Below are 22,930 nucleotides of genomic sequence, written 5' to 3'. Positions count from 1 at the left end.
TGACCACGCCGTGGTCGCGGCCCCCATTTGCCCCGGAGTCCGCCATGTCAGCCACCGCCCCCCTGCTCACCACGCCCCTGAACGCCCTGCACATCGAGTTGGGCGCTCGCATGGTGCCTTTTGCAGGCTATTCCATGCCCGTGCAATACCCCGCTGGCCTGATGGCCGAGCATGTGCACACCCGCACCGCCGCCGGCCTGTTTGACGTGTCACACATGGGCCAGCTCAAGCTCATCGGCGCCGATGCTGCCGCAGCGTTTGAAACCCTGATGCCCGTGGATGTGATCGACCTGCCCGTGGGCAAGCAGCGCTACGGTCTGCTGCTGACAGACGAAGGCACGATCATTGACGATCTGATGTTCTTCAACCAGGGCGTCGTGGATGGCGAGCCCACCCTGTTTGTCATCGTCAACGGGGCCTGCAAGGTGGGCGACATTGCCCATATCCAGGCCCGCATCGGCCAGCGTTGCAAGGTGGTGCCCATGCCCGACCACGCCCTGCTCGCGCTGCAGGGCCCACAGGCCGCCACCGCCCTCGCCCGCCTCGCGCCCGGCGTCGAAAAGCTGGTGTTCATGACCGGTGGCGCGTTCAGCATTGCAGGCTGCGACTGCTTTGTGACCCGCAGCGGCTACACCGGCGAAGACGGCTTTGAAATCTCCCTACCCGCCGCGCAGGCCGACACCTTGGCCCGCGCCCTGCTGGCCCAGCCTGAAGTCAAGCCCATCGGCCTGGGCGCGCGCAACTCGCTGCGCCTCGAAGCAGGCCTGTGCCTGTATGGCAACGACATCGACACCACCACCACGCCCCCCGAAGCCGCGCTGAACTGGGCCATCCAGAAGGTGCGCCGCACCGGTGGCGCGCGTGCAGGCGGCTTCGCAGGTGCCGACAAGGTGCTTGCACAGATCGACAACCCTTCCAGCCTGCCCCGCAAGCGTGTGGGCCTGGTCGCGCTGGAACGTGTGCCGGTGCGCGAGCACACCGAACTACAGAGCACGGACGGCCAAAAGATCGGCGAAGTCACCAGTGGCCTGCTGGGCCCCACGGTGAACGAACCTGTGGCCATGGGCTACGTCACGCCAGCTTTTGTCGCCATCGGCACCCGCGTCAACGCCATCGTGCGCGGCAAGGTGGTGCCCATGGAAGTGCGCGCCATGCCGTTTGTGCCGGCCAATTACTACCGCGGTTGATTTCATCAGCGAAGCGCAAAAGCTTCGGCCGCTTACATTGCAGATTCCTTTACTTTTTTCCTTTGCTTGAGGAGCTTCCCATGACGATCAAATTCTCCAAAGACCACGAGTGGATCAATGCCGCTGACGCTAACGCTTCGGTGGTGGGCATCACCGTCCACGCGCAGGACGCTCTGGGCGACGTGGTGTTTGTAGACCTGCCCGAAGTGGGCAAGAGCTTTGCCCAGGGCGAAGTGGCAGGTGTGGTCGAGTCCGTGAAGGCCGCCGCCGATGTGTACATGCCCGTCTCTGGCGAAGTGGTCGAAGTGAACGAAGCCCTGCGTGCCGACCCATCCCTTGCCAACAGCGACCCGCTGGGCGCTGGCTGGTTCTTCAAGGTCAAGCTGGCCGACGCGAGCCAACTCGACGCCCTGCTGGACGAAGCTACCTACACCGAGTTCGCCAAGAACGCCTGATCCCTGCTGACTCAGAGGGCATGGCGCCGGGCCATGCCCGGCCCGCCGCCCTGTCGCGTGCGCGCTCTATTCCCGGCACCGCCCCCAACCCGCTGCGACCTACGAGACTGCCCCATGCTGATGCAATCCGCCACCCCCCTTGGCGCGCTTGAAAACGCCACCGAATTCCTGCCCCGCCACATCGGCATCGACGCGGCCGACGAAGCGCACATGCTGTCGGTGATCGGCGAGGCCTCACGCCGTGCGCTCATCGAATCCATCGTGCCGCGCTCTATCGCACGCAGCCGGGGCATGGACCTGCCCGCGCCGCTCACCGAAGCGGCGGCACTGGCAGAACTCAAGGCCATCGCGGGCAAGAACCAGCTGCTCAAGAGCTTCATCGGCCAGGGCTACTACGGCACGCACACGCCCGGCGTCATCCTGCGCAACATCCTGGAGAACCCCGCCTGGTACACCGCCTACACGCCCTACCAGGCTGAGATTTCGCAAGGCCGCATGGAGGCCCTGGTCAACTTCCAGACCATGGTGTGCGACCTGACGGGTATGCCGATTGCCAACGCGTCCATGCTGGACGAAGCCACCGCCGCCGCCGAAGCGATGACACTGGCCAAGCGTTCGGTCAAGAGCAAGAGCAACGTGTTTGTGGTGGCGGGCGATGCCCACCCACAGACCATCGAGGTCATCCAGACCCGCGCCAAGCCCCTGGGCCTGGAAGTGCGCCTGGCCAATTCGGCCGAAGAATGGAGCACCCTGCTGGACCGAGACTACTTTGCCGTGCTGGCCCAGTACCCCGCCACCAGCGGCCGCATTGACGACCTGCGTGCCGACGTGGAAAAGGCCCACGCCAAGCAAGCCGCCTTCATCGTGGCCGCCGACCTGCTGGCGCTCACCCTCATCACGCCACCCGGCGAACAAGGTGCCGACATTGTGGTGGGCACCACCCAGCGTTTTGGCATGCCCATGGGCGCAGGGGGCCCCCACGCTGCCTACATGGCATGCCGCGATGAATTCAAGCGCTCCATGCCGGGCCGCCTGGTAGGCGTAAGCGTGGACGTGCATGGCAAGCCCGCCTACCGCCTGGCGCTGCAAACCCGCGAACAGCACATCCGCCGCGAAAAGGCCACCTCCAACATCTGCACGGCCCAGGTACTGCCCGCCGTGATCGCCAGCATGTACGCCGTGTACCACGGCCCCGAAGGCCTCAAGCGCATTGCACAGCGCGTGGCTGCCTATACCGCCATCCTGGCCCAGGGCCTGAAGCAGCTGGGCGCCCCAGTGCGTGAGCAGGCGACCTTCGACACGCTGAGTCTGCACACCGGTGCCGCTACCAAATCCATAGCTGCTCGCGCAGTGCAGATGGGCGCCAACCTGCGAATTTACTTTGAAGAGTACCTGTGCATCTCGCTGGACGAGACCACCACGCGCGCCGACATCGAGCTGCTGTGGAAGATCTTCGCCGAGGACGGCCAGGCGCTGCCCACCTTCGATGCGTTTGAAAAAGGCGTGGAGCCGCTGATCCCCACCGAGCTGCGCCGCGCGAGCAGCTACCTCACGCACCCGGTGTTCAACACCCACCATTCCGAAACGGGCATGTTGCGCTACATCCGCCAGCTGTCCGACAAGGACCTGGCGCTGGACCGCAGCATGATCCCGCTGGGCTCTTGCACCATGAAGCTCAATGCCACCAGCGAGATGATCCCCATCACCTGGCCCGAGTTCGCCAACGTGCACCCGTTCGCCCCCGCTGACCAACTGGTGGGCTACAAGGAGCTGGACGAGCAGCTGCGCGCCTGGCTGTGCCAAGCCACGGGTTACGCGGGCATCAGCCTGCAGCCCAACGCAGGCTCGCAGGGCGAATACGCTGGCCTGCTGGCCATCAAGGGCTACCACGAGTCGCGTGGCGAAGGCCACCGCAACATCTGCCTGATCCCCAGCAGTGCACACGGCACCAACCCCGCCAGCGCCCAGATGGTGGGCATGCAGGTGGTAGTGACGGCCTGCGATGCCAATGGCAACGTGGACCTGGTGGACCTGAAAGCCAAGTGCGAACAACACAGCGCCAACCTGGCCGCCGTGATGATCACCTACCCCAGCACGCACGGCGTGTTTGAAACCAGCGTAAAGGAACTCTGCGCCCTGGTGCACAGCCATGGCGGCCGCGTGTATGTGGACGGCGCCAACATGAACGCGTTGGTGGGTGTGGCAGCACCCGGCGAGTTTGGCGGCGACGTGAGCCACCTGAACCTGCACAAGACCTTCTGCATCCCCCACGGCGGTGGCGGCCCCGGCGTCGGCCCCGTCTGCGTGGTGGAAGACCTGGTGCCCTTCCTGCCCGGCCATGCCACAGCGGGCGTGGCAGGCGGCGTGGGTGCCGTCAGCGCTGCCCCGCTGGGCAACGCCGCCGTGCTGCCCATCAGCTGGATGTACATCCGCATGATGGGTGCCGAAGGCCTGCAAGCCGCCACCGAGACCGCCATCCTGAGTGCCAACTACATCAGCGCACGCCTCAAAGACCACTACCCCACGCTGTACGCGAGCGAAAACGGCCATGTGGCCCACGAGTGCATCCTGGACCTGCGCCAGCTCAAGGACACCAGCGGCGTGATGGCCGAAGACGTGGCCAAGCGCCTGATCGACTACGGCTTCCACGCGCCCACGCTGAGCTTCCCGGTGCCCAACACGTTGATGGTGGAGCCCACCGAGAGCGAAACCCTGTTTGAGCTGGACCGCTTCATCGACGCGATGATCGCCATCCGCGACGAGATCCGCCAGATCGAAACAGGCAAGCTGCCGCAGGACAACAACCCGCTCAAGAACGCCCCGCACACCGCAGAAAGCCTGCTGAGCGGCGAGTGGAACCGCCCCTACACCCGCGAAGCGGCCGCCTACCCCGTGGCCGCCCTGCGCAGCAACAAATACTGGTCGCCCGTGGGCCGCGTGGACAACGTGTGGGGCGACCGCAACCTGAGCTGCAGCTGCATCCCGGTGAGCGACTACGCCTGACCTGCCATAGCGACCCCGGTGGCGCATCCGCTGCCGTGGCTCTTGGCCTTCCAAGCCCTGGCGCTCGCGTGCCAGGGCTTTTTTCGTGGTGCCGCTCCCGCAGGCCGCGGCACGAAAGCGCATAAGATCACGGGCTGCGTTGTGATTCACTCTTTCAGGAGCCCCCTTTGCGAAACCTCTTGTGCCTCTTGCTCGCCACCGTCGTGATGGCCCCCACCGCCATGGCCCAGACCTCCAAGCCCGTGACCACGGCCAGCGGCTTGATTTATGAATCGCTCAAAGACGGCGCGGGCGAATCGCCCAAGGCCACCGACACGGTCAAGGTGCATTACAAGGGCACGTTCCTCGACGGCAAGGAGTTCGACAGCTCCTACAAGCGGGGAGAACCTACGACGTTCCCGCTCAATGGCGTGATCCCTTGCTGGACAGAAGGCCTGCAGCTCATGAAGCCCGGTGGCAAGGCCAAGCTGACCTGCCCGCCGTCCATCGCCTACGGCTCAAGGGGCGCAGGTGGCTTGATTCCGCCCAACACCACACTCAACTTTGAGGTCGAGCTGATGTCCGTCGGCCGCTGATCCCATGCTGCTGAAGGTCGGCGACCTCGCGCGGCGCACCGGCCTTACAGTGCGCACGCTGCACCACTATGACGAGGTCGGTCTGCTCAAGCCCTCGGGCCGGTCGGACGCGGGGTACCGCCTGTACAGCCAGGCCGACGTGCAGCGGCTGCATGGCATCCAGACCATGCGCCAGATGGGCCTGGCGCTCAGCGATATTGCCGAGCTGCTGGCGGGCGACGGGGTAGCGCCCGAGCGCATCATTGGCCAGCAGATCCGCGCGCTGGACCAGCAGATCACCCAGGCCACAGAGCTGCGCGGGCGCCTGACCATGCTGCGCGATGGTCTCATGGCGGGTGCCGAGCCTGACATGGGCAACTGGCTCGAGGCGCTGGCGCTGATGACGACCTATGGCAAGTACTTCAGCACCACAGAACTCAAGCAGATCTTCACCAACTGGAGCCTGATCGAGACCGACTGGCTCGTTGTGAAAGACCTGGTGCGCAGCGCCATGGACCGCCAGCTGCCACCCGATTCGCCCGAAGTGCAGGCATTGGCTTACCGGTGGATGGCACTGATGCTGCACTGGATGGGGGGCGACCTCGATCTGCTGGAGCGCTGGGGCCACATGTTCCGCACCGAGCCCAGTGCCCAGGGACGCAACCATGCGCCGCCCGGTGACATGATTGCCTATGTGGAGGCCGCCATCGAGCTGCGCCTGGCATTGCTGATGAAATACCTGACCCGCGACGACCTGCGTACGCTGGGCCATGTGCCGCACACCGTCTGGTCGGCGCTGGAACGCGATGTGCAACAGTTGCTCGACCGCCAGATACCCACCCACCATGCCGATGCAGCGGCTGCGGCCCTGCGCTGGCACGCGCTGTTCAACCAGCTGACCCGCAACGATGCGCAATTGCGCCACAAGCTGCTCACGGCGTCGGCCAACGAGCCGCTGTTGCAGGCTGGCTCGCCGCTGAGCGCGCCTGTGCGTGCCTACCTGCAGGCAGCGCTGGCACAGGCGATGCCAACGCCTACTTGGACCGCTGCAGCTGCCGCCCCTGAGGCGGCCACACCGTCGCCAAAAAGCCACTGAAAGTGCTTGACCCTCACGCAACGTGAGGCCTCACAGTCGGTCCCCATGAACGGATCGACACCCTCCTCCAGCAGCTCCGCCCCCACCTGGCGGTTGCACGCGCTGGACAACCTGCGCGCCACCATGATGTGGCTGGGCATCGTGCTGCATGTCTCGGTGCTCTACATGAGCCGGCCATCGCCCCTGCCCTGGCACGACGACCAGTCCAGCCCCCTGGCGGACCTGCTGGTGGCGGTGATCCATGCCTTTCGCATGCCCTTGTTTTTCATCCTCGCCGGGTTCTTCGTGGCAGCGCTGGTCCAGCGGCACGGGCTGGCTGGCATGGTGCGCAACCGGCTGCGCCGCCTGGGCCTGCCCTTTGCACTGTTCTGGCCGCCGCTGTTTGTGACCTGCGCGTTGCTCGGGCTGATGTTCCTGCACCGCATGGCCTATGGCACCTGGGGCGTGGACGGCAGCCTGCTGCCCCAAGGCCCCAACGTGCCCCAGGGTCCGCCCACCATGCACCTGTGGTTCTTGTGGATGCTGTTGTGGCTTGCGCTGCTGACGCCCGTGGCATGGACAGCGGTGCGAGCCTTGCCACACAAGATGCAGCAGGCCCTGCAACGCAGCGCCCTCTGGCTGGGTGGCACGCCCACCGGTCTGCTGGCGCTCACCCTGCCGCTGGCCTGGATTGGCGCGGGCTACGACCACGGCATCGTCACGCCCAGCGGTTCCTTTCTGCCGCCGCTGGCGGAATGGATACACAACGGACTGTTCTACGGCTTTGGCCTGTGCCTTTATGTGCACCGCAAGGCGCTGATGGCGCGCTACGAACGGCACTGGCCTGCGCTGGCCGGCTTGGGGCTGGTGGGCTTTCTGGTCACTGCACTGCTTTCGGAAGTGCTGGCTCAACCCGAGGCATCGGCCTTTGTGCTGGTGCTGGTCACCGGGGCGTTTACCGATCTGCTGGCCGCACCCGTATCGGCCACGCGCCACCTGCAGTTCTGGATGGCGCTGGCCTACAACAGCGCGTCGTGGCTCTGGAGCTTTGCCCTGATCGGGCTGTTTCTGCGCCATGTCGGCCAGCCCCGCGCCTGGCTGGCCTACCTGGCCGACAGCTCGTACTGGGTGTACCTGGTGCACCTGCCCCTCACGATGGGCCTGGGTGCGCTGCTGTACGGCCTGCCCGTTCCAGCCCTGGCCAAGATGCTGATCAATGTGCTGGCCACGACCGCCCTGTGCCTGGCCAGTTACCACCTTTGCGTGCGTTTTACCGCTGTGGGCCGCTTGCTCACGGGGCGCACGCACACCCGTCATTCTTTGGGAGACCTCGTTCATGCGACCTGACACCTCACCCCGTCCTGCCCAGCCATCCGGCGCAGGCCCTGCAATCCCACCCTCAGACCCGCGCGCCGCGCTGCTGCAGGACCCCAACTTCCGCTGGATGATTGGCGGCTCGGCCCTGTCCATGCTGGGCGACCAGTTCACGCTGATCGCACTGCCCTGGCTGGTGCTGCAGATGACGGGCGACACACTGGTGCTGGGCACCGTGCTGGCCCTCATCAGCGTGCCACGCGCGCTGTTCATCCTGATCGGCGGCGCGCTGGTGGACCGCCATTCGCCCAAGCAAGTGCTGATGATCACCAAATACGTCAACCTGGTGCTGCTGGCCGCGCTGGCGGGGCTGGTGTTTGCGGGCACGCTGTCGCTGTGGATGGTGTACGCGCTGTCGCTGGGCATTGGGCTGGCCACGGCGTTTAGCATTCCGGCCGGCACGGCCATGATGCCGTCGGTGGTGGCGCGCCCCCAGCTGCAGGCCGCCAACGGCATCAGCCTGGGCCTGCGGCAGCTGACGATGTTCCTCGGGCCCTTGCTCGCGGGGCTGCTGATTGCACTGTTTGGCGCGGGGGATGCAATCGGGGCGGCTACCGGCACTTCGACACGTGCCAACGCCACCGGCATCGGCATGGCCTTTGCGCTGGATGCGCTGAGCTTCGCCGTGTCGGCCTGGACGCTGTCCAAGGTGCAGACCCGTGCGGGCCTTGCGGGCCTTTCCGCCCCCACGGTCGCGCCACAGGCGGTGCTCGCCTCGGTGGCACAAGGCCTGGGTCACTTCTGGCGCGACAGCGAGCTGCGCACCTGCTTTTTGTACTGGAGCGCCATTGCCCTGTTCATCATGGGTCCCATCCATATCGCCATTCCGGTGCTGGCCAGCAGCAGCCCGCAGCTGGGTGCCGCCGCCTTCGGCATCATCGTGGGCGCCCATGGCGCGGGTACGCTGCTGGGCATGGTGGTGTCGGGCATGGTGCCCCGACTGCGGTTTGGCAGCCTGGGCATGACCATCCTGGCGTTCGACGCCATCATTGGCGCGCTGTTCATGCCGCTGGGTCTGATCACCGCCGTGTGGCAGGGCGCGGTGCTGATGCTGGTCATCGGCCTGCTAGGCGGCTTCATGCAGGTGAGTGTGTTCACCTGGATCCAGCACCGGGTCCCGCCCGCCCTGCTGGGCCGCGCGATGAGCCTGTTCATGTTCATCTTCATGGGCCTGGCACCCATCTCGGCCGCCGTCACCGGCTGGGTAATGAAGAGCATCACGCTCACCCAGCTTTTTGCCGCCAGCGGGGGTACGCTGGTGGTGCTGGCCGCACTGGCCTTTGTGCTCACACCCATGCGCCGCGTGACGGATGCAGCGCCCGCCACACGCTGAGGCTCCCCACGCAAAAAAGGCTGGACCACGGATCCAGCCTTTTTTGTGACTGAGGACGCGTGCCTCAGACTTCGGTGACGAACTGCTCGCGGGGGCGGCGCACCTTCTTCAGGTTCACCAGCCAGTCGCCTTCGTCGGCGCGGTAGCCCAACGGCAAGATGGCAACGCTGCGCAGGCCGCGTGCCCGCAGGCCCAGGATTTCATCCAGTGCGTTGGGGTCGAAGCCTTCCATGGGCGTCGAGTCCACTTCTTCAAATGCCGCAGCGATCAACGCCGCGCTCATGCCGATGTAGGCCTGGCGGGCGGCGTGCTGGAAGTTCACTTCGGCGTCGCGCTGGGGGTAGCTGTTCAGCAGCATCTGGCGGTAGTTTTCCCAACCTTCGTTCTTGAAGCCGCGCTGGTCATTGGTCAGGTCGAACATCATGTTGATGCGGTCGGCCGTGTAGTTGTCCCAGGCCGCAAACACCAGCAGGTGCGAGCCGTCGGTGATCTGGGCCTGGTTCCAGGCGATGGGCTGGATCTTGGCGCGCACGGCAGGGTCGGTCACCACGATGATCTCGAACGGCTGCAGGCCGCTGGAGGTGGGCGCGAGGCGGGCAGCTTCCAGAATGCGCTCCACCTTCTCTTGCGGCACCTTCTTGGCGGGGTTCATCTTCTTGGCGGCGTAGCGCCATTGCAGCTTGTTCAGCAGGGGTTGGGCGAGGGTGGTGTCTGTGGTCATGGCAGGGTCCTGAAAGAATGGGAGGATCGAGGGATGTATCGATGGTGGAACTGTAGGCACCCCACAACGGTTCGGTAAGCCCTGCCAAAGAAACGGATTGTTCGCAATTCATCAACAATCGGACCCAATGCGCATTGCCGCCGCGCTTTGACGATGTAGTCGCCATCGCGTGGCGCCAGATGGGCGGGCGTACACTTGAGAAAGCCTGGGCGAGCGCCCGGGCACGCCCCCGGCTGACCGCGCCCCTTCATGAGTGAACCCGATCTGTCTTTTCTGGACCCTGCAGGCCGCCAGCCCGCAGCTGCAGAGCACATGCCCCGCCCGCCTGCCAGCCCATCCCGCACGCCCGGCGCTTCGGCGGAGGGCCTGGTGGCTGATTTGCGCGCCTACCAGGCCGAGCTGGAAAACCAGAACAAGGTGCTGCGCTACAGCCAGGCCGTGGCCGAGAGCGCCTACGAGCGTTTCGAGACCCTGTTTGCCAGCGTGCCGCTGGCCCTCATGGTGGTGGACGACCACGACATGGTGGTGCAGGCCAACTCCATGGCGCACCGCTCGTTCCAGCCCACCGAGCGCGACCGGCCACTGACCGCGCTGATGCCCTTTGTGTGCCCGCAAGACGCGGCCCGTGTGCGCGAGGCCTTTGCCCAAGCGCAAGACCTGGGGCACAGCGAGGTCAAGGAGGTGGTCTTCCTCATCAGCGACGCCGCGCGCATCACCGGCGACCTGCACATCGCCCACATCGAGGCACCGCAAACCAGCGGCCAGCCGCTGTCGCAGTTTTTGTGCGCTGTGATCGACCAGGGCCCGCTGCTGGCCGAGCGCCAGGCCTTGCAGCACAGCGCCGAAACCCTGCAGCAGCGCAACGAGCAGATCCGTGCCAGCGAAAAGCGGCTGGAGGCCGTCATCAACTCCGCGCTGGACGCCATCATCTGCGTGGACCAGCACCAGCGCATTACCGTGTTCAACCCCACCGCCGCAGCGCTGTTCCAGTGCAGCGCCAGCGATGCGCTGGGCAGCACGCTCGACCGCTTTCTGCCCGATGCAGCGCAGGCTCTGGCGTTTGCGCAGCTCACCACACAGGCCCTGCTGGGCGAAATGACGGCCCTGACCGCCAGCGGCAAGGAGCTGGCGGTGGAGGTGAGCGTGTCGTTCGAGCGCCATGCAGAAAGCGTGGGCGGCGGCGAGACCACCACCGTGTTCGCGCGCGACCTGACCGGCCGCAAGAAGGCCGAGGCGCACCGCAATGAACTGGAAGCCCAGCTGCGCGAGTCGCACAAGATGCAGGCCGTGGGCACCATGGCCGGGGGCATTGCGCACGACTTCAACAACATCCTGGGTGCGATCCTGGGCAATGTGGAGCTGGCCAAAGCCGACTGCGCCGCAGGTTCGCCCGTGCTGGAGAGCCTGCTGGAGATCGACAAGGCCGGCCGCCGCGCGCGCGACCTGGTGCGCCAGATCCTCACCTTCAGCCGCAACGAGCCCCCGCAGCGCTCGGCCGTGTCGCTGGCCGAGGTGGTGCACGACACCGAGCGCCTGCTGCGCGTGACCCTGCCCCCGGCCATCGAACTGCACATGCAGCTGCAGGCGGGCCTGCCGCCCGTGCTGGCGGACGCCACGCAGGTCGAGCAGGCCCTGCTCAACCTGTGCACCAACGCCGTCCATGCCATCCAAAGCCAGGGCACCGAGCGCGGCAGCATCCATGTGGAGGCCGCCACGGTGCAACCCGACCAGCGCCTGACCGAACGCCTGGGCCTCGCGCCCATCGACTATGTGGCCCTGACGGTGCGCGACACCGGCCCCGGCATGGACGCCGCCACGCTGGAACGCATCTTTGAGCCCTTCTTCACCACCAAGCCCGTGGGCCAGGGCACGGGCCTGGGCCTGGCGGTGGTGCATGGCGTGATGCGCACACACGAAGGCGGTGTGGACGTGCAGAGCACGCCCGGCCAGGGCAGCCGGTTCACGCTGTACTTTCCGGTAGCGACTGATGCCACGGCCAGCACCCCAACCATCGCGGCGGCCGATGTGCCCACCGACCCGGCCCCGCAGGCACTCCCCTCAGCTACAGAGGTCACAGCGTCTGCACCAGTCCCCGCAGCACCGCCCAGCCCCACACCGACCAAGAAGCACCATGTGATGTACGTGGACGACGACCAGGCCCTGGTCTTTTTGGTCCAGCGCCTGCTGCGCCGCCGGGGCTACGAGGTGAGCGGCTATACCGACCCCCACGAGGCCACGGCCGCGTTGCGGGCCGCCCCACAGGCCTATGACCTGCTGGTGACCGACTACAACATGCCCGGCTTCTGCGGCGTGGACCTGGTGCGCGAGGCCCGCCTCATCCGCCCCGATCTTCCCGTGGCCCTGGCCTCGGGCTACGTCACGGCCGAGATCGAGCAGGCCGCACTCGCCGAAGGCGCGCAGGCCCTGATCCACAAACCCAACGACGTGGAAGAACTCTGCGCCACCGTGCAACGGCTGATCGTGGGCCATGACCCTGCCTGAACCCGTGGCAGATGGCGTACAGGCGCTGTATGAAGACGACGACCTGCTGGTGCTGTGCAAGCCCTCCGGCCTGCTGTGTGTGCCCGGCCGGGGCCCCGACAAGCAAGACTGCCTGAGCGCCCGCGCACAGCTGCGCTGGCCCGGCGCGCTCGTCGTGCACCGGCTGGACCAGGCCACCTCGGGCCTCGTGCTCATGGCGCGCCACCTCGACGCGCAGCGCCGCCTGGGCCACGCGTTTGCCGAGCGCCTGGTGCACAAGCGCTACCAGGCAGTGGTGCAAGGCCTGCTGGGCACCGTGGGTGGCGACTGGAGCGAAATCGACCTGCCCATTGCCGCCGACTGGGAGCGGCGCCCGCTGCGCGTCATCGACCACGGCGTGGGCAAACCCAGCCTGACCCGCTGGCGCGCGCTGGCGCACGACGCGACGGCACAGACCACCCGCGTTGAACTGGAGCCGCTCACCGGCCGCACCCACCAATTGCGCGTGCACCTGGCCGCCATCGGCCACGCCATCCTGGGCGACGCGCTGTATGCCGATGCCGCCACGCAGGCACAGGCGCCACGCCTGCTGCTGCACGCCAGCCACCTGGCCTTTGCGCACCCCGGCACGGGGGAGCCGGTAGCACTGGAGTGGGCGGCCGATTTCTAGCACAATTGCCCGCTAGTGCTGGTGAAACATGCGCAGACCGCTATCCATTCAATAGCAAAAGTATTTGCTGGTCACCGCCCTCCCGGCGGCACGGGGCGCGACATGGCCCACTGCACGGCCAGGATGCTTGCCAGCACCACCAGCATGCCCACCAGCGACACCCCCGTCATGGCCTGCCCCAGCAGCGCCCAGCCCAGCAGCACCGCCGTGACGGGGCTCAGCAGCCCCAGTGACGACACCGCCACCGACGGCAGCCGCGCAATGCCACGGAACCACAGCGCATACGCCACCAGCGCGCCTGCCAGGCTGAGGTACAGATAACCCGCGATATTGGTGAGGGTGAGTGCAGGCAAAGGCGGGTCCACCGCCCACGCCACCGGCGCCAGCATCACGCCGCCCGCCAGCAACTGCCAGCCGGTAAACGCCAGCACCGGCAAGTCAGACCGCCAGCGCCGCGACCAGAACGTGCCCGCCGCCATGCACAGCGTGCCCACCAGCGCGGCCGCCACGCCCACCATGTCCCAGCGCGCACCGGGCGACAACAGCAGCGCCGCCATGCCCAGCACACCGAAAGCCCCCGCAGCCAGCGCCAGTGCGGGCGGGCGCCGGTGGTCCAGCGCCCAGGTCAGGCCCATCACCACCAGCGGCCCCACGGCGCCCACCACGGCCGCCACGCCGCCGGGCAACCGGTAGGCCGCCACAAACAGCAGCGCCTGGAACACGCCAATGTTCAGCGCCGCCAGCACCAGCAGGCGCCGCCACCCCACCCAGTCGCCCCAGGCCGGCCAACGGCGGCACCACAGCACCAGCAGCAAGCCCGCGGGCAAGGTGCGCAGCAGCGCGGCGGTAAAGGGCCGGTCGGGCGGCAGCAGCTCGGTAGTGACGATGTAGGTCGAACCCCAGATGACGGGCCCGAGCGCCGTGGCAAGCGCATCCAGCCATACCGAAGAGCTTGCTGTGGATTGTGCAGAGGTCATGTATTTATCTTCAATTCAAGACAAAAACTCTACCATACAATCTCGAATTCAAGACAATTCAACCACCACAAGCCCATGGCCACCCCACGCCCACCCGACGCCGTCGACGCCATCCTGGCCCAGTGGAAGCGCGAGCGCCCCGACCTGGACGCCGGCCCCATGGGCCCCATCGGGCGCATCAAGCGCTGCGCCGTGCTGCTGGAGCGGCGGCTGGATGAAACCTTTGCCGAGTTCGGCCTGAGCCGCTGGGAGTTCGACATGCTGGCCACGCTGCGCCGCAGCGGCGCGCCCTACTGCCTGGCGCCGACCACGCTGTTCTCCACGCTCATGGTCACCTCCGGCACCATGACGCACCGCATGGCCAAGCTCGAAGCCCAGGGCTGGATTGAGCGCCTGCCCAACCCGGCCGACGCCCGCAGCTCGCTGGTGCAGCTCACGCCACAGGGGCTGGAGCTGATCGACCGCGCGGTGGAGGCCCATGTGGCCAACGAACACCGCATCCTTTCGGCCCTCAAGGCGGCTGATATCGCGGCGCTGGACGCACGGCTGGCCTTGCTGCTGGCCTCGTTGGAGTCACGCAGAGGGCAGTGACGGCTCCCGCCACTGTGTACTGCGCAGTAACATGGCGGGATGCCTCAAAACCACCTCTACATCCTGACCGGCGCATCGCGCGGCATGGGCCTGGCCATGGCCCAGCAGCTTTTGCGCAGCGGCAACACCCTGATCTGCATTGCCCGCAGTGCCAACGACGACCTGGCCGCCGAAGCCCGGGCCGCAGGCGTTACCATTGAACAGTGGCAGCAAGACCTGTCGCAGGGCGAGCAGGCGGCCCACAAACTGCAAGCCTGGCTGCAGGCCCAGGGCCCGCAGGCGTTTGCCAGCGCCACCCTGATCAACAACGCGGGCATGATCCCGCGCATTGCGCCGCTGTCGGCCAGTGACGTGGACGACCTGGCCACCGCCCTGCGTGTGGGGCTGGAAGCGCCCATGCAGCTCACCGCTGCGTTCCTGGGCGCGACGGACGCCTGGACGGTGCCGCGCAAGGTGCTCAACATCTCGTCGGGCCTGGGCCGCCGGGCCATGGCCTCGCAGGCCGCCTACTGCGCAGCCAAGGCGGGCATGGACCATTTCACGCGCTGCGTGGCGCTGGACGAGGCCCTCAAGCCCCATGGGGCCAAGGTATGCTCGCTGGCTCCCGGTGTGATCGACACCGACATGCAGGTCCAGCTGCGCGGCGCCGACCCGACCGCCTTCCCGGACCGCCAGAATTTCGCCAACCTCAAGACGGGTGGCCAGCTCACATCGCCTGCCGACGCCGCCACCCGCGTGCTCGCCTGGCTGGAGCGCGCAGACTTCGGCACTAACCCGGTGGCCGACGTGCGCGAGGCGTGAGCCCGACTACTCCTATTTTGATAGCTTCAACCGCATGATTCACTAGCGCTTGCAGCCTTTTTGACCTGAATTTCTCTGAAAGGACCTCCCCATGACCCGTGAAGTCGTCGTCGTCAGCGCAGTGCGCACCGCCATTGGCACCTTTGGCGGCAGCCTCAAGGACGTGCCCCCCACCGAACTGGGTGCACTCGTCGTGCGCGAATCGCTCGCCCGCGCCAACGTGGAAGGCAAGGACGTGGGCCACGTGGTGTTCGGCCACGTGGTCAACACCGAGCCCAAGGACATGTACCTTTCGCGCGTGGCGGCCATCAACGGCGGCTGCGCCGAGGGCACGCCTGCGTTCAACGTCAACCGCCTGTGCGGCTCGGGCCTGCAGGCCATCATCAGCGCCAGCCAGTCCATCCTGCTGGGCGACACCGACGTGGCCATTGGCGCCGGTGCCGAGAACATGAGCCGCGTGCCCTTTGCCAGCCTGAACATGCGCTGGGGCGCCCGCATGGGCGACACCAAGATGGTGGACATGATGATCGGCGCGCTGCACGACCCCTTCCACAACATCCACATGGGTGTGACGGCCGAGAACATCGCCGCCAAGTGGGGCATCAGCCGCGAAGACCAGGACAAGCTGGCGGTCGAGAGCCACAACCGCGCCGAGCGCGCCACGCAGGCCGGTGTGTTCAAGGACCAGATCGTGCCCGTCACCTTGAAGAGCAAGAAGGGCGACGTGTTGTACGCCACCGACGAGCACTTCCGCCCCGGCGCCACGATGGACGACCTGGCCAAGCTCAAGCCCGTTTTCATCAAGGAAAACGGCACGGTGACGGCTGGCAACGCCTCGGGCATCAACGACGCCGCCGCCGCCGTGGTGCTGATGGAAGCAGGTGCCGCCAAGGCCCGTGGCGCCAAGCCCCTGGCCCGCCTGGTGGCCTACGCCCACGCGGGCGTGGATCCCAAGTACATGGGCATCGGCCCCGTGCCCGCCACGCAGCTCGCACTGAAGAAAGCCGGGCTCACCGTGGCCGATCTGGATGTGATCGAAGCCAATGAGGCCTTCGCAGCCCAGGCCTGTGCAGTGACCAAGGACCTGGGCCTGGACCCGGCCAAGGTCAACCCCAACGGCTCGGGCATCTCGCTGGGTCACCCCATCGGCGCCACCGGTGCGCTCATCACCGTCAAGGCCATCCATGAGCTGCAACGCATCCAGGGCCGCTATGCGCTGGTGACGATGTGCATTGGCGGCGGCCAGGGCATTGCGGCGATTTTTGAGCGCCTCTGACCTGCACGCGGGTGCGCAGACTGCCATCGCCACCCGCGATGCTGCCACCTGCTATTGGCAACGCGTGCGCCACAGTCGATCAGCGATCATTGGCGCCCGCTGCCCCAGATCAGCCGGGCCACCGCAGCCGCACCCAGCGGCCTGGCGGCGGCCCGCACACCACTGAACCGACGGAGACACCCCTCACCATGATGCGCACCCTGCTTTCCTTCACCGCCCTCGCCTTCGCGCTGGGCACCACAGCCCACGCCCAGGCGCCAGCCCCTGCGGCGGCCTACCCGGCCAAGCCCGTCCGCCTGATCGTGCCCTTCCCGCCCGGCGGCGGCACCGACATCCTGTCGCGCCTGGTGGCCACCAAGCTCACCGAGAGCGCCAAGTGGACCGTGGTGGCCGATAACCGCGCCGGCGCGGGCGGCACCATCGGCATTGGCGAGGCCGTCAAGGCCGCGCCCACAGGCTATGACCTGGTCATGGGCCAGAAGGACAACCTCGTCATCGGCCCCTGGCTGTACAAGAACCTGCCCTGGGACCCCACCAAGGACCTGACCGCCGTGGCCCATGTGGCCTACACGCCCGTGGTCATTGCAACCAGTGCCAACTCCAAGTTCAGGACACTGGCCGACGTGGTGGCTGCCGCCAAGGCTGCTCCCGGCACCATCACCTACGGGTCGCCCGGCAACGGCACCTCCATCCACCTGGCGGGCGACCTGTTCGAGAAGGCTGCGGGCATCAAGCTCAGCCACATCCCGTACAAGGGCTCCAACCCTGCGCTGATGGATGCGCTGTCGGGCAACGTGGACTTGCTCATGTCCTCGGTGCCATCGGCCATGGCCCAGATCAAGTCGGGCAAGCTCCGCCCGCTGGCCGTGACCTCGGCCAAGCGCAGCTCGTCCATGCCCGAGGTGCCCACCGTGTCCGAATCGGGCTTCAAGGACTTTGATGTGAGCACCTGGTACGGCGTGTTTGCGCCCGCCGGCACACCGGCCACCGTGGTGAACGTCGTCAATGCAGAAATCAACAAGCTGCTGGCCACCCCTGAAATGAAGGCCGCCATCCACGCCCAGGGCGCCGAGCCCGAGGCCATGTCGGCCGCTCAGTTCAACACCCTGCTCAAGGCTGACTACGCCAAGTGGAAGGGCATTGTGGAAGCCTCGGGCGCAAAGATTGAGTGACCCCCTGCGGCGCTTGCTGCAATAAAAAACGGCTCCGAAAGGAGCCGTTTTGCATGGGGCAACAACAATCAGTCCCGCACCACCAGCACAGGGATGTGCACCACACCCAGCACACGCTGCGTGACGCTGCCCAGCACCAGCTTTTCCAGGCCACGGCGGCCATGCGAGCCCATCACGATGAGGTCGGCGCCCGTGCTCTCCAGCGCGCGCAGGATGCCGTCGTGCACTGCATGGCCCTCGCCCACCACGGTGGTGACCTGCACACCCGCATCAGCCATGGCCTGCTTGGTGGCATCCAGCGCTGCATTGGCCTCGGCCGTGGCGGCACTGATGTATTGGGCCTGTCCGTAGGCAAAGTCGGCACCCACGCCGGTGAAGGGATACGGGTCGATCACATACACCGCAGTGACGGCGCTGCCAAAGGTCTTGGCCAGGCCTGCGGCCTTGGAGACGGCCAGCATGGAGGTCTTGGAACCGTCGACAGGAACCAGAATGTGCTTGAACATGGTGCTACTCCTTGAATGAGGGGTGAGACCAGGCTTGTGGCCTGACCATGGGCGACAGTGTGAACCGCCACCATAACCCGCATCTTGATTCGCATCAAATCGGATGCACTTCTGCCGCAGTGTTCACCCCCCCGACGGCGCCTGCCCCACCACGTCCGCACCCTGGAAGTTGCCCCGCCGGCAGGTCACCACCAGGGTGTCGCGGTAGCCCCCGTCCTTCAGCGGCTGGATAGGCGTGGACTCGTGGATCATGCGCGCATCGTCCAGCAACAGCAGGGACCAGGGCTCGGTCAGCGTAAAGCGTTGTCCGGCAGGGCCGTTGGCCTCGAACACCCGTGTCTCACCGCCCTTGACGCCCTCGCGCCCCACCAGAAACACCGCAACCAGATCCACGCCATCGCGGTGGGCACCTTCGGGTGTGGGGCGGCCGATGCCGTCGGTGGTGTCGATGCGGAACTGGTGCGCCTCCACAAACCAGGGCACCGGGGCTTGAGGCCCGGCAAACACAGCGTCCGACACGCCCGCCAGAGCGACGAGCAACTGCTGCCACACGGGCTGCGCCACGGTCGCGGGCTCCATGGGGGCAAACCAGCGCTCCATGCCGCCGTGCAGGGCGTTGTACTCCACAGGCTGCCAGTGGGCACGGTGCGGCACCTGCTGCATCTGGCCCTGTTGCAGCACAAAACAGGCATGGCGTCGGCGACGGTAGCGGCCACCATCCTTCAGGAATTCATCGGGAGGAAGAGCGCCCCAATCGGTATTGAGCGCCATGAGCGCCGACAGATCACAGCCGACCCACTCGGCCACTGCGGCCGGGCTGAGCACCGCAAAACCGCTGTGGCGCAACTGGCTGGCAACATCAGCCGGTTGGGTGAAAGGGGGAGAAAAGGAGACTTGGGCCATAGAGGCCCGAGCTTAACCGCTGGTGCGGCCCCCTCCTCTGCGCGGGCGCAAACTCGGAGAAATGCAGGGTGGCTCAGTCCCGATGACCATGGCCCTTGCCACGGCCCTCTCCGCGCCCGGGTCCGCGATCGTGGTCATGGCGGTCATCGTGGCGATGGTCATGTTCCCAGCGGCGGTCGTCCCGGCCATGGGGCCCGCGGTGCGGGTTGCCGCGGCGGGGAGGTGGCTCCTGCACAAAATACACCGGCTGACTGCAGGCGTTGTAGCGTGCGCAGTGCTTGCTCCAGTTCTTGGCATGGCCGGGCGGCACGTACATGTAGATGGGCGCACGGGGCACCACCACCGCAGGGCGCTGGATGATGACGGGCTCTGCGTAAAGCAGAGGAGGTGGTGGCGCGTTGCCAATATTGATGCGGCCATACACACCGGGAGCCAGTTCGCCCCCCACGGTGGCGTTGACGTAGGCTTGCGCATGGGCGCCGCCGCCCAGGCCCAGCAGCACGGCGGCGGCCGCGCCAGAAACAAGAAGGCGGATCGTGGGAAATAGATTGTTTTTCATGAAAAGCTCCTGCGGACTGCCCCACCCTGCACACGAACATCGATGCGGGCGAAGGAGGCCGTGCGTCAGTCATGCGGTCGGCCGTACGGTAAATCACATGGCGTGCCGTACCTTACACCGTTCACAGGCTACCCAATGTCAGCCAATGGCGACAGTTGTGGGCAACCCATGGGCAGCCCATGGGTAACGCCCAGCGGAGGGTACCCTGCCGACAAAAAAGGCGTCACCAGGTCGTCGCGCTGGCCACCGACTGCACCAGCGCATCGGCAGGCCCGGGGCGCCCGAACAGGTAGCCCTGCCAGGTGTGGCACCCCAGACTGGCCAGCATGTCGCGTTGCTCCTGTGTTTCGACCCCCTCAGCAATCACCCCCAGGTCCAGGCTGTGGGCCAGGGTGACGATGGTGCGGGCGATGCTGGCGTCGTTGGCATCGGTGAGCAGGTCGCGCACAAAGCTCTGGTCGATCTTGAGCTGGTCCAGCGGCAAGCGTTTGAGATAGCTCAGGCTCGAATAGCCCGTGCCAAAGTCATCCAGCGAGAAGCCCAGGCCCGACGCGCGCAGGGTGTCCATGCGCAGGATGGTGTCCTCAACATCGTCCAGCAGCAGGGTCTCGGTCAACTCCAGCTTCAGCCGGTGCGGGTTCGCGCCGGTTTCTTCTAGCACGCCCAGCACTTCATCCACAAAGTGGCTGTGGCGGAACTGCCGGGCGCTCACGTTCACGGCCAAGGTCCAGTGGGCTGTCTGCGGGTCGCGGGCCCACTCCACCAGTTGCAGGCAGGCCGTGCGCAGAATCCACACGCCCAGCGGCACGATGAGGCCCGAAGCCTCGGCCACCGGGATGAACTCGGCCGGCGACACCAGCCCGCGCTGCGGGTGCTGCCAGCGCACCAGGGCCTCGGCGCCCACAATGCCGCGCTGCTGGTGGATTTGCGCCTGGTAGTGCAACAAGAATTGCCCTTCGCGCAGGCCGTCGCGCAAACCCGCCTCCAGCAGCGTGCGCGCGGTCACGTTGGCCTGGGTGCGCGGATCAAAGAACCGCAGGGTGTTGCGGCCAGCGCCCTTGGCCTGGTACATGGCCATGTCGCCGTGCTTGAGCAATTCGTCCACCGAACCACGCGCATCCGCATACAGCGCGATGCCAATGCTGCAGGAGCTGTGGTGCGCGTGGCCGTCAAGCTGATAGCTCTGGCTGAGCGCCTGCAACACCGCGCGGCCCACCGTTTCGGCCTGGGCAGCGGCCTCGTGCACCTGGGGACTGAGCCCCTCCAGCAGCACCACAAATTCGTCCCCTCCCAGGCGTGCCACGGTGTCCCCCATTCGCACACAGCCCCCCAGGCGCGCAGCCACTTGGCGCAGCAGCTGGTCGCCCAGCTCGTGCCCTTGGGTGTCGTTCAGGTCCTTGAAGTTGTCCAGATCCACAAACAGCAATGCGCCGCCCGCCCCCGAGCGCGCACAGGCGGCCAGGCTGTGCTGCAGGCGGTCGTTCATCAGCCGGCGGTTGGGCAGGCCGGTGAGCGGGTCGTAGAAGGCCAGCAGGCGGATTTCCTCCTCGGCGGCCTTGCGGCTGGATATGTCTGTCTGCGTACCCACGTAATGAGTGATCTCGCCGCGCGGCGAACGCACGGTGGTGATGGTGATCCAGGCCGGGTATTCGGTGCCGTCCTTGCGCCGGTTCCACACCTCGCCCTGCCACATGCCGCTGGAGTGCAACGTGTTCTGCATGGCCGCGTAAAAAGAAGCGTCCTGCCGGCCCGAGTGCAACAGGCGCGGCGTCTGGCCCACCAGTTCCTCCACCGAGTAGCCGGTCAGCCGTGCGTACGCCTGGTTGGCCTTGAGGATGCGCTGGTCTGGCCCCGTCACGATCATGCCCTCGAACGACTCGAACACCGTCGCCGCAATCTGTAGTGACTCTTCGGCCTTGCGGCGCTCGGTGATGTCGGTCGAGATGCCACACAGCGCATAAATGCTGCCATCCGCGTGGCGCAGCGGAATCTTGATCGACAAAAACGCGCGTGTCTCGCCCGTGGCGGCGGGCGTGTTCACCTCCTCCGCCTCCAGCGTCTCGCCGTCCTCCAGCACCCGACGGTCGTTGGCCCTCAGCCGTTGCGCCGTGGCTGCGTCGAAAAACGCCGCATCGTCATGGCCCAATACCTCGTGCGCCGGCCTGCCAAAGTAATGCAGCGTGTGGTGGTTGGCGTACTGGTAGCGGTAGTCCTTGCCCTTGATGTAAATGAACGCGCCAACACTGTCCAAAATGGTGGCGAGCTTTTGCTCGCTGTCCCGCAAGTGGCGCGTACGCTCTTGGACCTGGCGACGCAAGATCGCAACCATCAACGCAGCCAGCAAGCTGAACGTCACCAAGCCCGCAAGCCCCCGCCACACCCAGGGGGAAATCTGCACGCCAGGGTCTTGCCCGCCCCAGTGGCGCATCACCTGGGCATAGGCCGGGTCGGCGCCACTGCGCCAGTTCTCGACGGATCGGTCAATGGCCGCCAACACATCTGCATTGCGACCGGGGCCGGTCGCAAAGAACAGCGTAGCGGGCTGGAACACAATGCCCGTATCAACCACTCCATAGCGGGCCGAATGAAAGTTGCCGAACAGGTGGTTGGAGATGACCGCATCGGCCTCGCCCCGCTGCACCATCGCAAACGCTTCGATCAGACCGGGGGCGTCCACCAGAGACACCTGGATGCCAAAGCTGTCCACCATGTTCAGGAAGGTGGACCGCTGCACGGAGCCCTTGAGCACCGCCACCCGCTTGCCCTGCAGGTCAAAGAGTGAATAGATGGGCGCGCCCGAGGTCCGGTAGATCTGCGACCAGCTGTGCAGCACCGGCAGGCGGTGAAAGTCGTACAGGATCTCGCGCTCGGGCGACCGGGCCACATCGGGCATGAGGTCCAGTTGCCCCTCTCGCAGCGCATCCAGGCAGTCCTGCCAGCTGCAAGGCACATATTTCAGGGTCCACTGCTCGCGGGCCGCCACCAGTTGCAGTAGGTCCACAAAAATGCCTGCAGCCTTGCCATCGGCATCCACAAACACCTTGGGCTCGTTGGAATACACCCCCACACGCAGCTCGCGTGGGGCGGCGGCAATGCTGGCGCTGGCCGTCAGTACGGCCACCCACACAATGCCTTTGAGCCACGCGGCGCAGCGCCGCACCAGCCAGTTCACGCCAGGTTTCACACCGGCCCCTTGGTGATGGAGAACCCATAGTAACTAATGCTTGCAAAAACCTCCAAAAATTAACTGCCGTGCGCCGGTTGGGTTAGCATGTGTTCCACACCCCGCCCC

19 protein-coding genes are annotated in these 22,930 nt (G+C 66.3%); 13 read left to right on the top strand and 6 right to left on the bottom strand.

Going from position 1 to position 22,930, the window contains the following annotated elements; all coding sequences use genetic code 11:
- Positions 1 to 44 precede the first annotated feature (44 nt).
- The 7 genes from gcvT (at position 45) to ACT531_RS18070 (ending at position 8,981) form a co-directional block, all read left to right on the top strand.
- A complete protein-coding gene (gene gcvT, locus ACT531_RS18100) occupies positions 45 to 1,187 on the top strand; it encodes a glycine cleavage system aminomethyltransferase GcvT (protein WP_476018319.1) in 1,143 nt (380 codons plus the stop codon).
- A gap of 80 nt (positions 1,188 to 1,267) precedes the next feature.
- A complete protein-coding gene (gcvH, locus tag ACT531_RS18095; protein WP_108625643.1) occupies positions 1,268 to 1,642 on the top strand; it encodes a glycine cleavage system protein GcvH in 375 nt (124 codons plus the stop codon).
- Between the two features lie 114 nt (positions 1,643 to 1,756).
- Positions 1,757 to 4,645, top strand: a complete 2,889-nt coding sequence (gcvP, locus tag ACT531_RS18090) for an aminomethyl-transferring glycine dehydrogenase (RefSeq protein ID WP_476018318.1) — start codon at positions 1,757 to 1,759, stop codon at positions 4,643 to 4,645.
- A gap of 167 nt (positions 4,646 to 4,812) precedes the next feature.
- Entirely contained in the window at positions 4,813 to 5,220 is a 408-nt protein-coding gene (locus ACT531_RS18085) for an FKBP-type peptidyl-prolyl cis-trans isomerase (RefSeq protein ID WP_476018317.1), read from the top strand.
- Positions 5,221 to 5,224: 4 nt separating this feature from the next.
- Positions 5,225 to 6,295 carry a MerR family transcriptional regulator gene (locus tag ACT531_RS18080; RefSeq protein WP_476018316.1) on the top strand — a complete coding sequence of 357 codons (1,071 nt, stop codon included), beginning with the start codon at positions 5,225 to 5,227 and terminating at the stop codon, positions 6,293 to 6,295.
- A 45-nt stretch (positions 6,296 to 6,340) separates the two neighbouring features.
- Positions 6,341 to 7,621, top strand: a complete 1,281-nt coding sequence (locus ACT531_RS18075) for an acyltransferase family protein (RefSeq protein WP_476018315.1) — start codon at positions 6,341 to 6,343, stop codon at positions 7,619 to 7,621.
- Positions 7,611 to 8,981: an MFS transporter gene (locus tag ACT531_RS18070; RefSeq protein WP_476018314.1), complete on the top strand. Its 1,371-nt coding sequence runs from the start codon at positions 7,611 to 7,613 to the stop codon at positions 8,979 to 8,981. Before ACT531_RS18075 ends, ACT531_RS18070 begins: the two co-directional genes overlap by 11 nt.
- Before the next feature lie 64 nt (positions 8,982 to 9,045).
- On the opposite strand, the gene ACT531_RS18065 is transcribed toward ACT531_RS18070, so the two are convergent.
- Complete coding sequence (locus ACT531_RS18065) at positions 9,046 to 9,702, bottom strand: NAD(P)H-dependent oxidoreductase (RefSeq protein WP_060986838.1); 657 nt, start codon at positions 9,700 to 9,702, stop codon at positions 9,046 to 9,048.
- Between the two features lie 249 nt (positions 9,703 to 9,951).
- Between ACT531_RS18065 and ACT531_RS18060 the strand changes: the two genes are divergently transcribed.
- On the top strand, positions 9,952 to 12,204 hold the full coding sequence (locus ACT531_RS18060) for a PAS domain-containing hybrid sensor histidine kinase/response regulator (RefSeq protein WP_476018313.1): 2,253 nt from the start codon (positions 9,952 to 9,954) through the stop codon (positions 12,202 to 12,204).
- On the top strand, positions 12,191 to 12,853 hold the full coding sequence (locus ACT531_RS18055; RefSeq protein ID WP_476018312.1) for an RluA family pseudouridine synthase: 663 nt from the start codon (positions 12,191 to 12,193) through the stop codon (positions 12,851 to 12,853). The genes ACT531_RS18060 and ACT531_RS18055 overlap by 14 nt, the downstream gene beginning before the upstream one ends.
- Before the next feature lie 71 nt (positions 12,854 to 12,924).
- Here ACT531_RS18055 and ACT531_RS18050 read toward each other — a convergent pair whose 3' ends face one another.
- Positions 12,925 to 13,830 (bottom strand): EamA family transporter, encoded by a 906-nt coding sequence (locus tag ACT531_RS18050; protein WP_476018311.1) that lies wholly within the window; start codon positions 13,828 to 13,830, stop codon positions 12,925 to 12,927.
- 75 nt (positions 13,831 to 13,905) lie between these two features.
- On the opposite strand from ACT531_RS18050, the gene ACT531_RS18045 reads away from it, so the two are divergent.
- The 4 genes from ACT531_RS18045 (at position 13,906) to ACT531_RS18030 (ending at position 17,670) form a co-directional block, all read left to right on the top strand.
- Positions 13,906 to 14,421 carry a MarR family winged helix-turn-helix transcriptional regulator gene (locus tag ACT531_RS18045; RefSeq protein ID WP_476018310.1) on the top strand — a complete coding sequence of 172 codons (516 nt, stop codon included), beginning with the start codon at positions 13,906 to 13,908 and terminating at the stop codon, positions 14,419 to 14,421.
- Between the two features lie 39 nt (positions 14,422 to 14,460).
- A complete protein-coding gene (locus ACT531_RS18040; protein ID WP_476018309.1) occupies positions 14,461 to 15,222 on the top strand; it encodes an SDR family NAD(P)-dependent oxidoreductase in 762 nt (253 codons plus the stop codon).
- 91 nt (positions 15,223 to 15,313) lie between these two features.
- On the top strand, positions 15,314 to 16,498 hold the full coding sequence (bktB, locus tag ACT531_RS18035; RefSeq protein WP_476018308.1) for a beta-ketothiolase BktB: 1,185 nt from the start codon (positions 15,314 to 15,316) through the stop codon (positions 16,496 to 16,498).
- 188 nt (positions 16,499 to 16,686) lie between these two features.
- A complete protein-coding gene (locus ACT531_RS18030; protein WP_476018307.1) occupies positions 16,687 to 17,670 on the top strand; it encodes a tripartite tricarboxylate transporter substrate binding protein in 984 nt (327 codons plus the stop codon).
- A 68-nt stretch (positions 17,671 to 17,738) separates the two neighbouring features.
- Here the strand turns inward: ACT531_RS18030 and ACT531_RS18025 are convergent, their stop codons facing one another.
- From ACT531_RS18025 to ACT531_RS18010, 4 genes are all read right to left on the bottom strand, one after another.
- Complete coding sequence (locus ACT531_RS18025; RefSeq protein WP_056067661.1) at positions 17,739 to 18,176, bottom strand: universal stress protein; 438 nt, start codon at positions 18,174 to 18,176, stop codon at positions 17,739 to 17,741.
- A 123-nt stretch (positions 18,177 to 18,299) separates the two neighbouring features.
- A complete protein-coding gene (locus tag ACT531_RS18020; RefSeq protein WP_476018306.1) occupies positions 18,300 to 19,079 on the bottom strand; it encodes a 2OG-Fe dioxygenase family protein in 780 nt (259 codons plus the stop codon).
- Between the two features lie 73 nt (positions 19,080 to 19,152).
- Positions 19,153 to 19,638 carry a hypothetical protein gene (locus ACT531_RS18015; protein WP_110958880.1) on the bottom strand — a complete coding sequence of 162 codons (486 nt, stop codon included), beginning with the start codon at positions 19,636 to 19,638 and terminating at the stop codon, positions 19,153 to 19,155.
- Positions 19,639 to 19,861: 223 nt separating this feature from the next.
- Positions 19,862 to 22,822, bottom strand: a complete 2,961-nt coding sequence (locus ACT531_RS18010) for an EAL domain-containing protein (protein WP_476018305.1) — start codon at positions 22,820 to 22,822, stop codon at positions 19,862 to 19,864.
- Positions 22,823 to 22,930 lie beyond the last annotated feature (108 nt).

It is taken from the genome of Acidovorax sp. DMC1 (genome assembly GCF_056314325.1).
The sequence above is the reverse complement of the archived record's forward strand: the minus strand, read 5'-3'. Positions and strand labels throughout refer to the sequence as shown.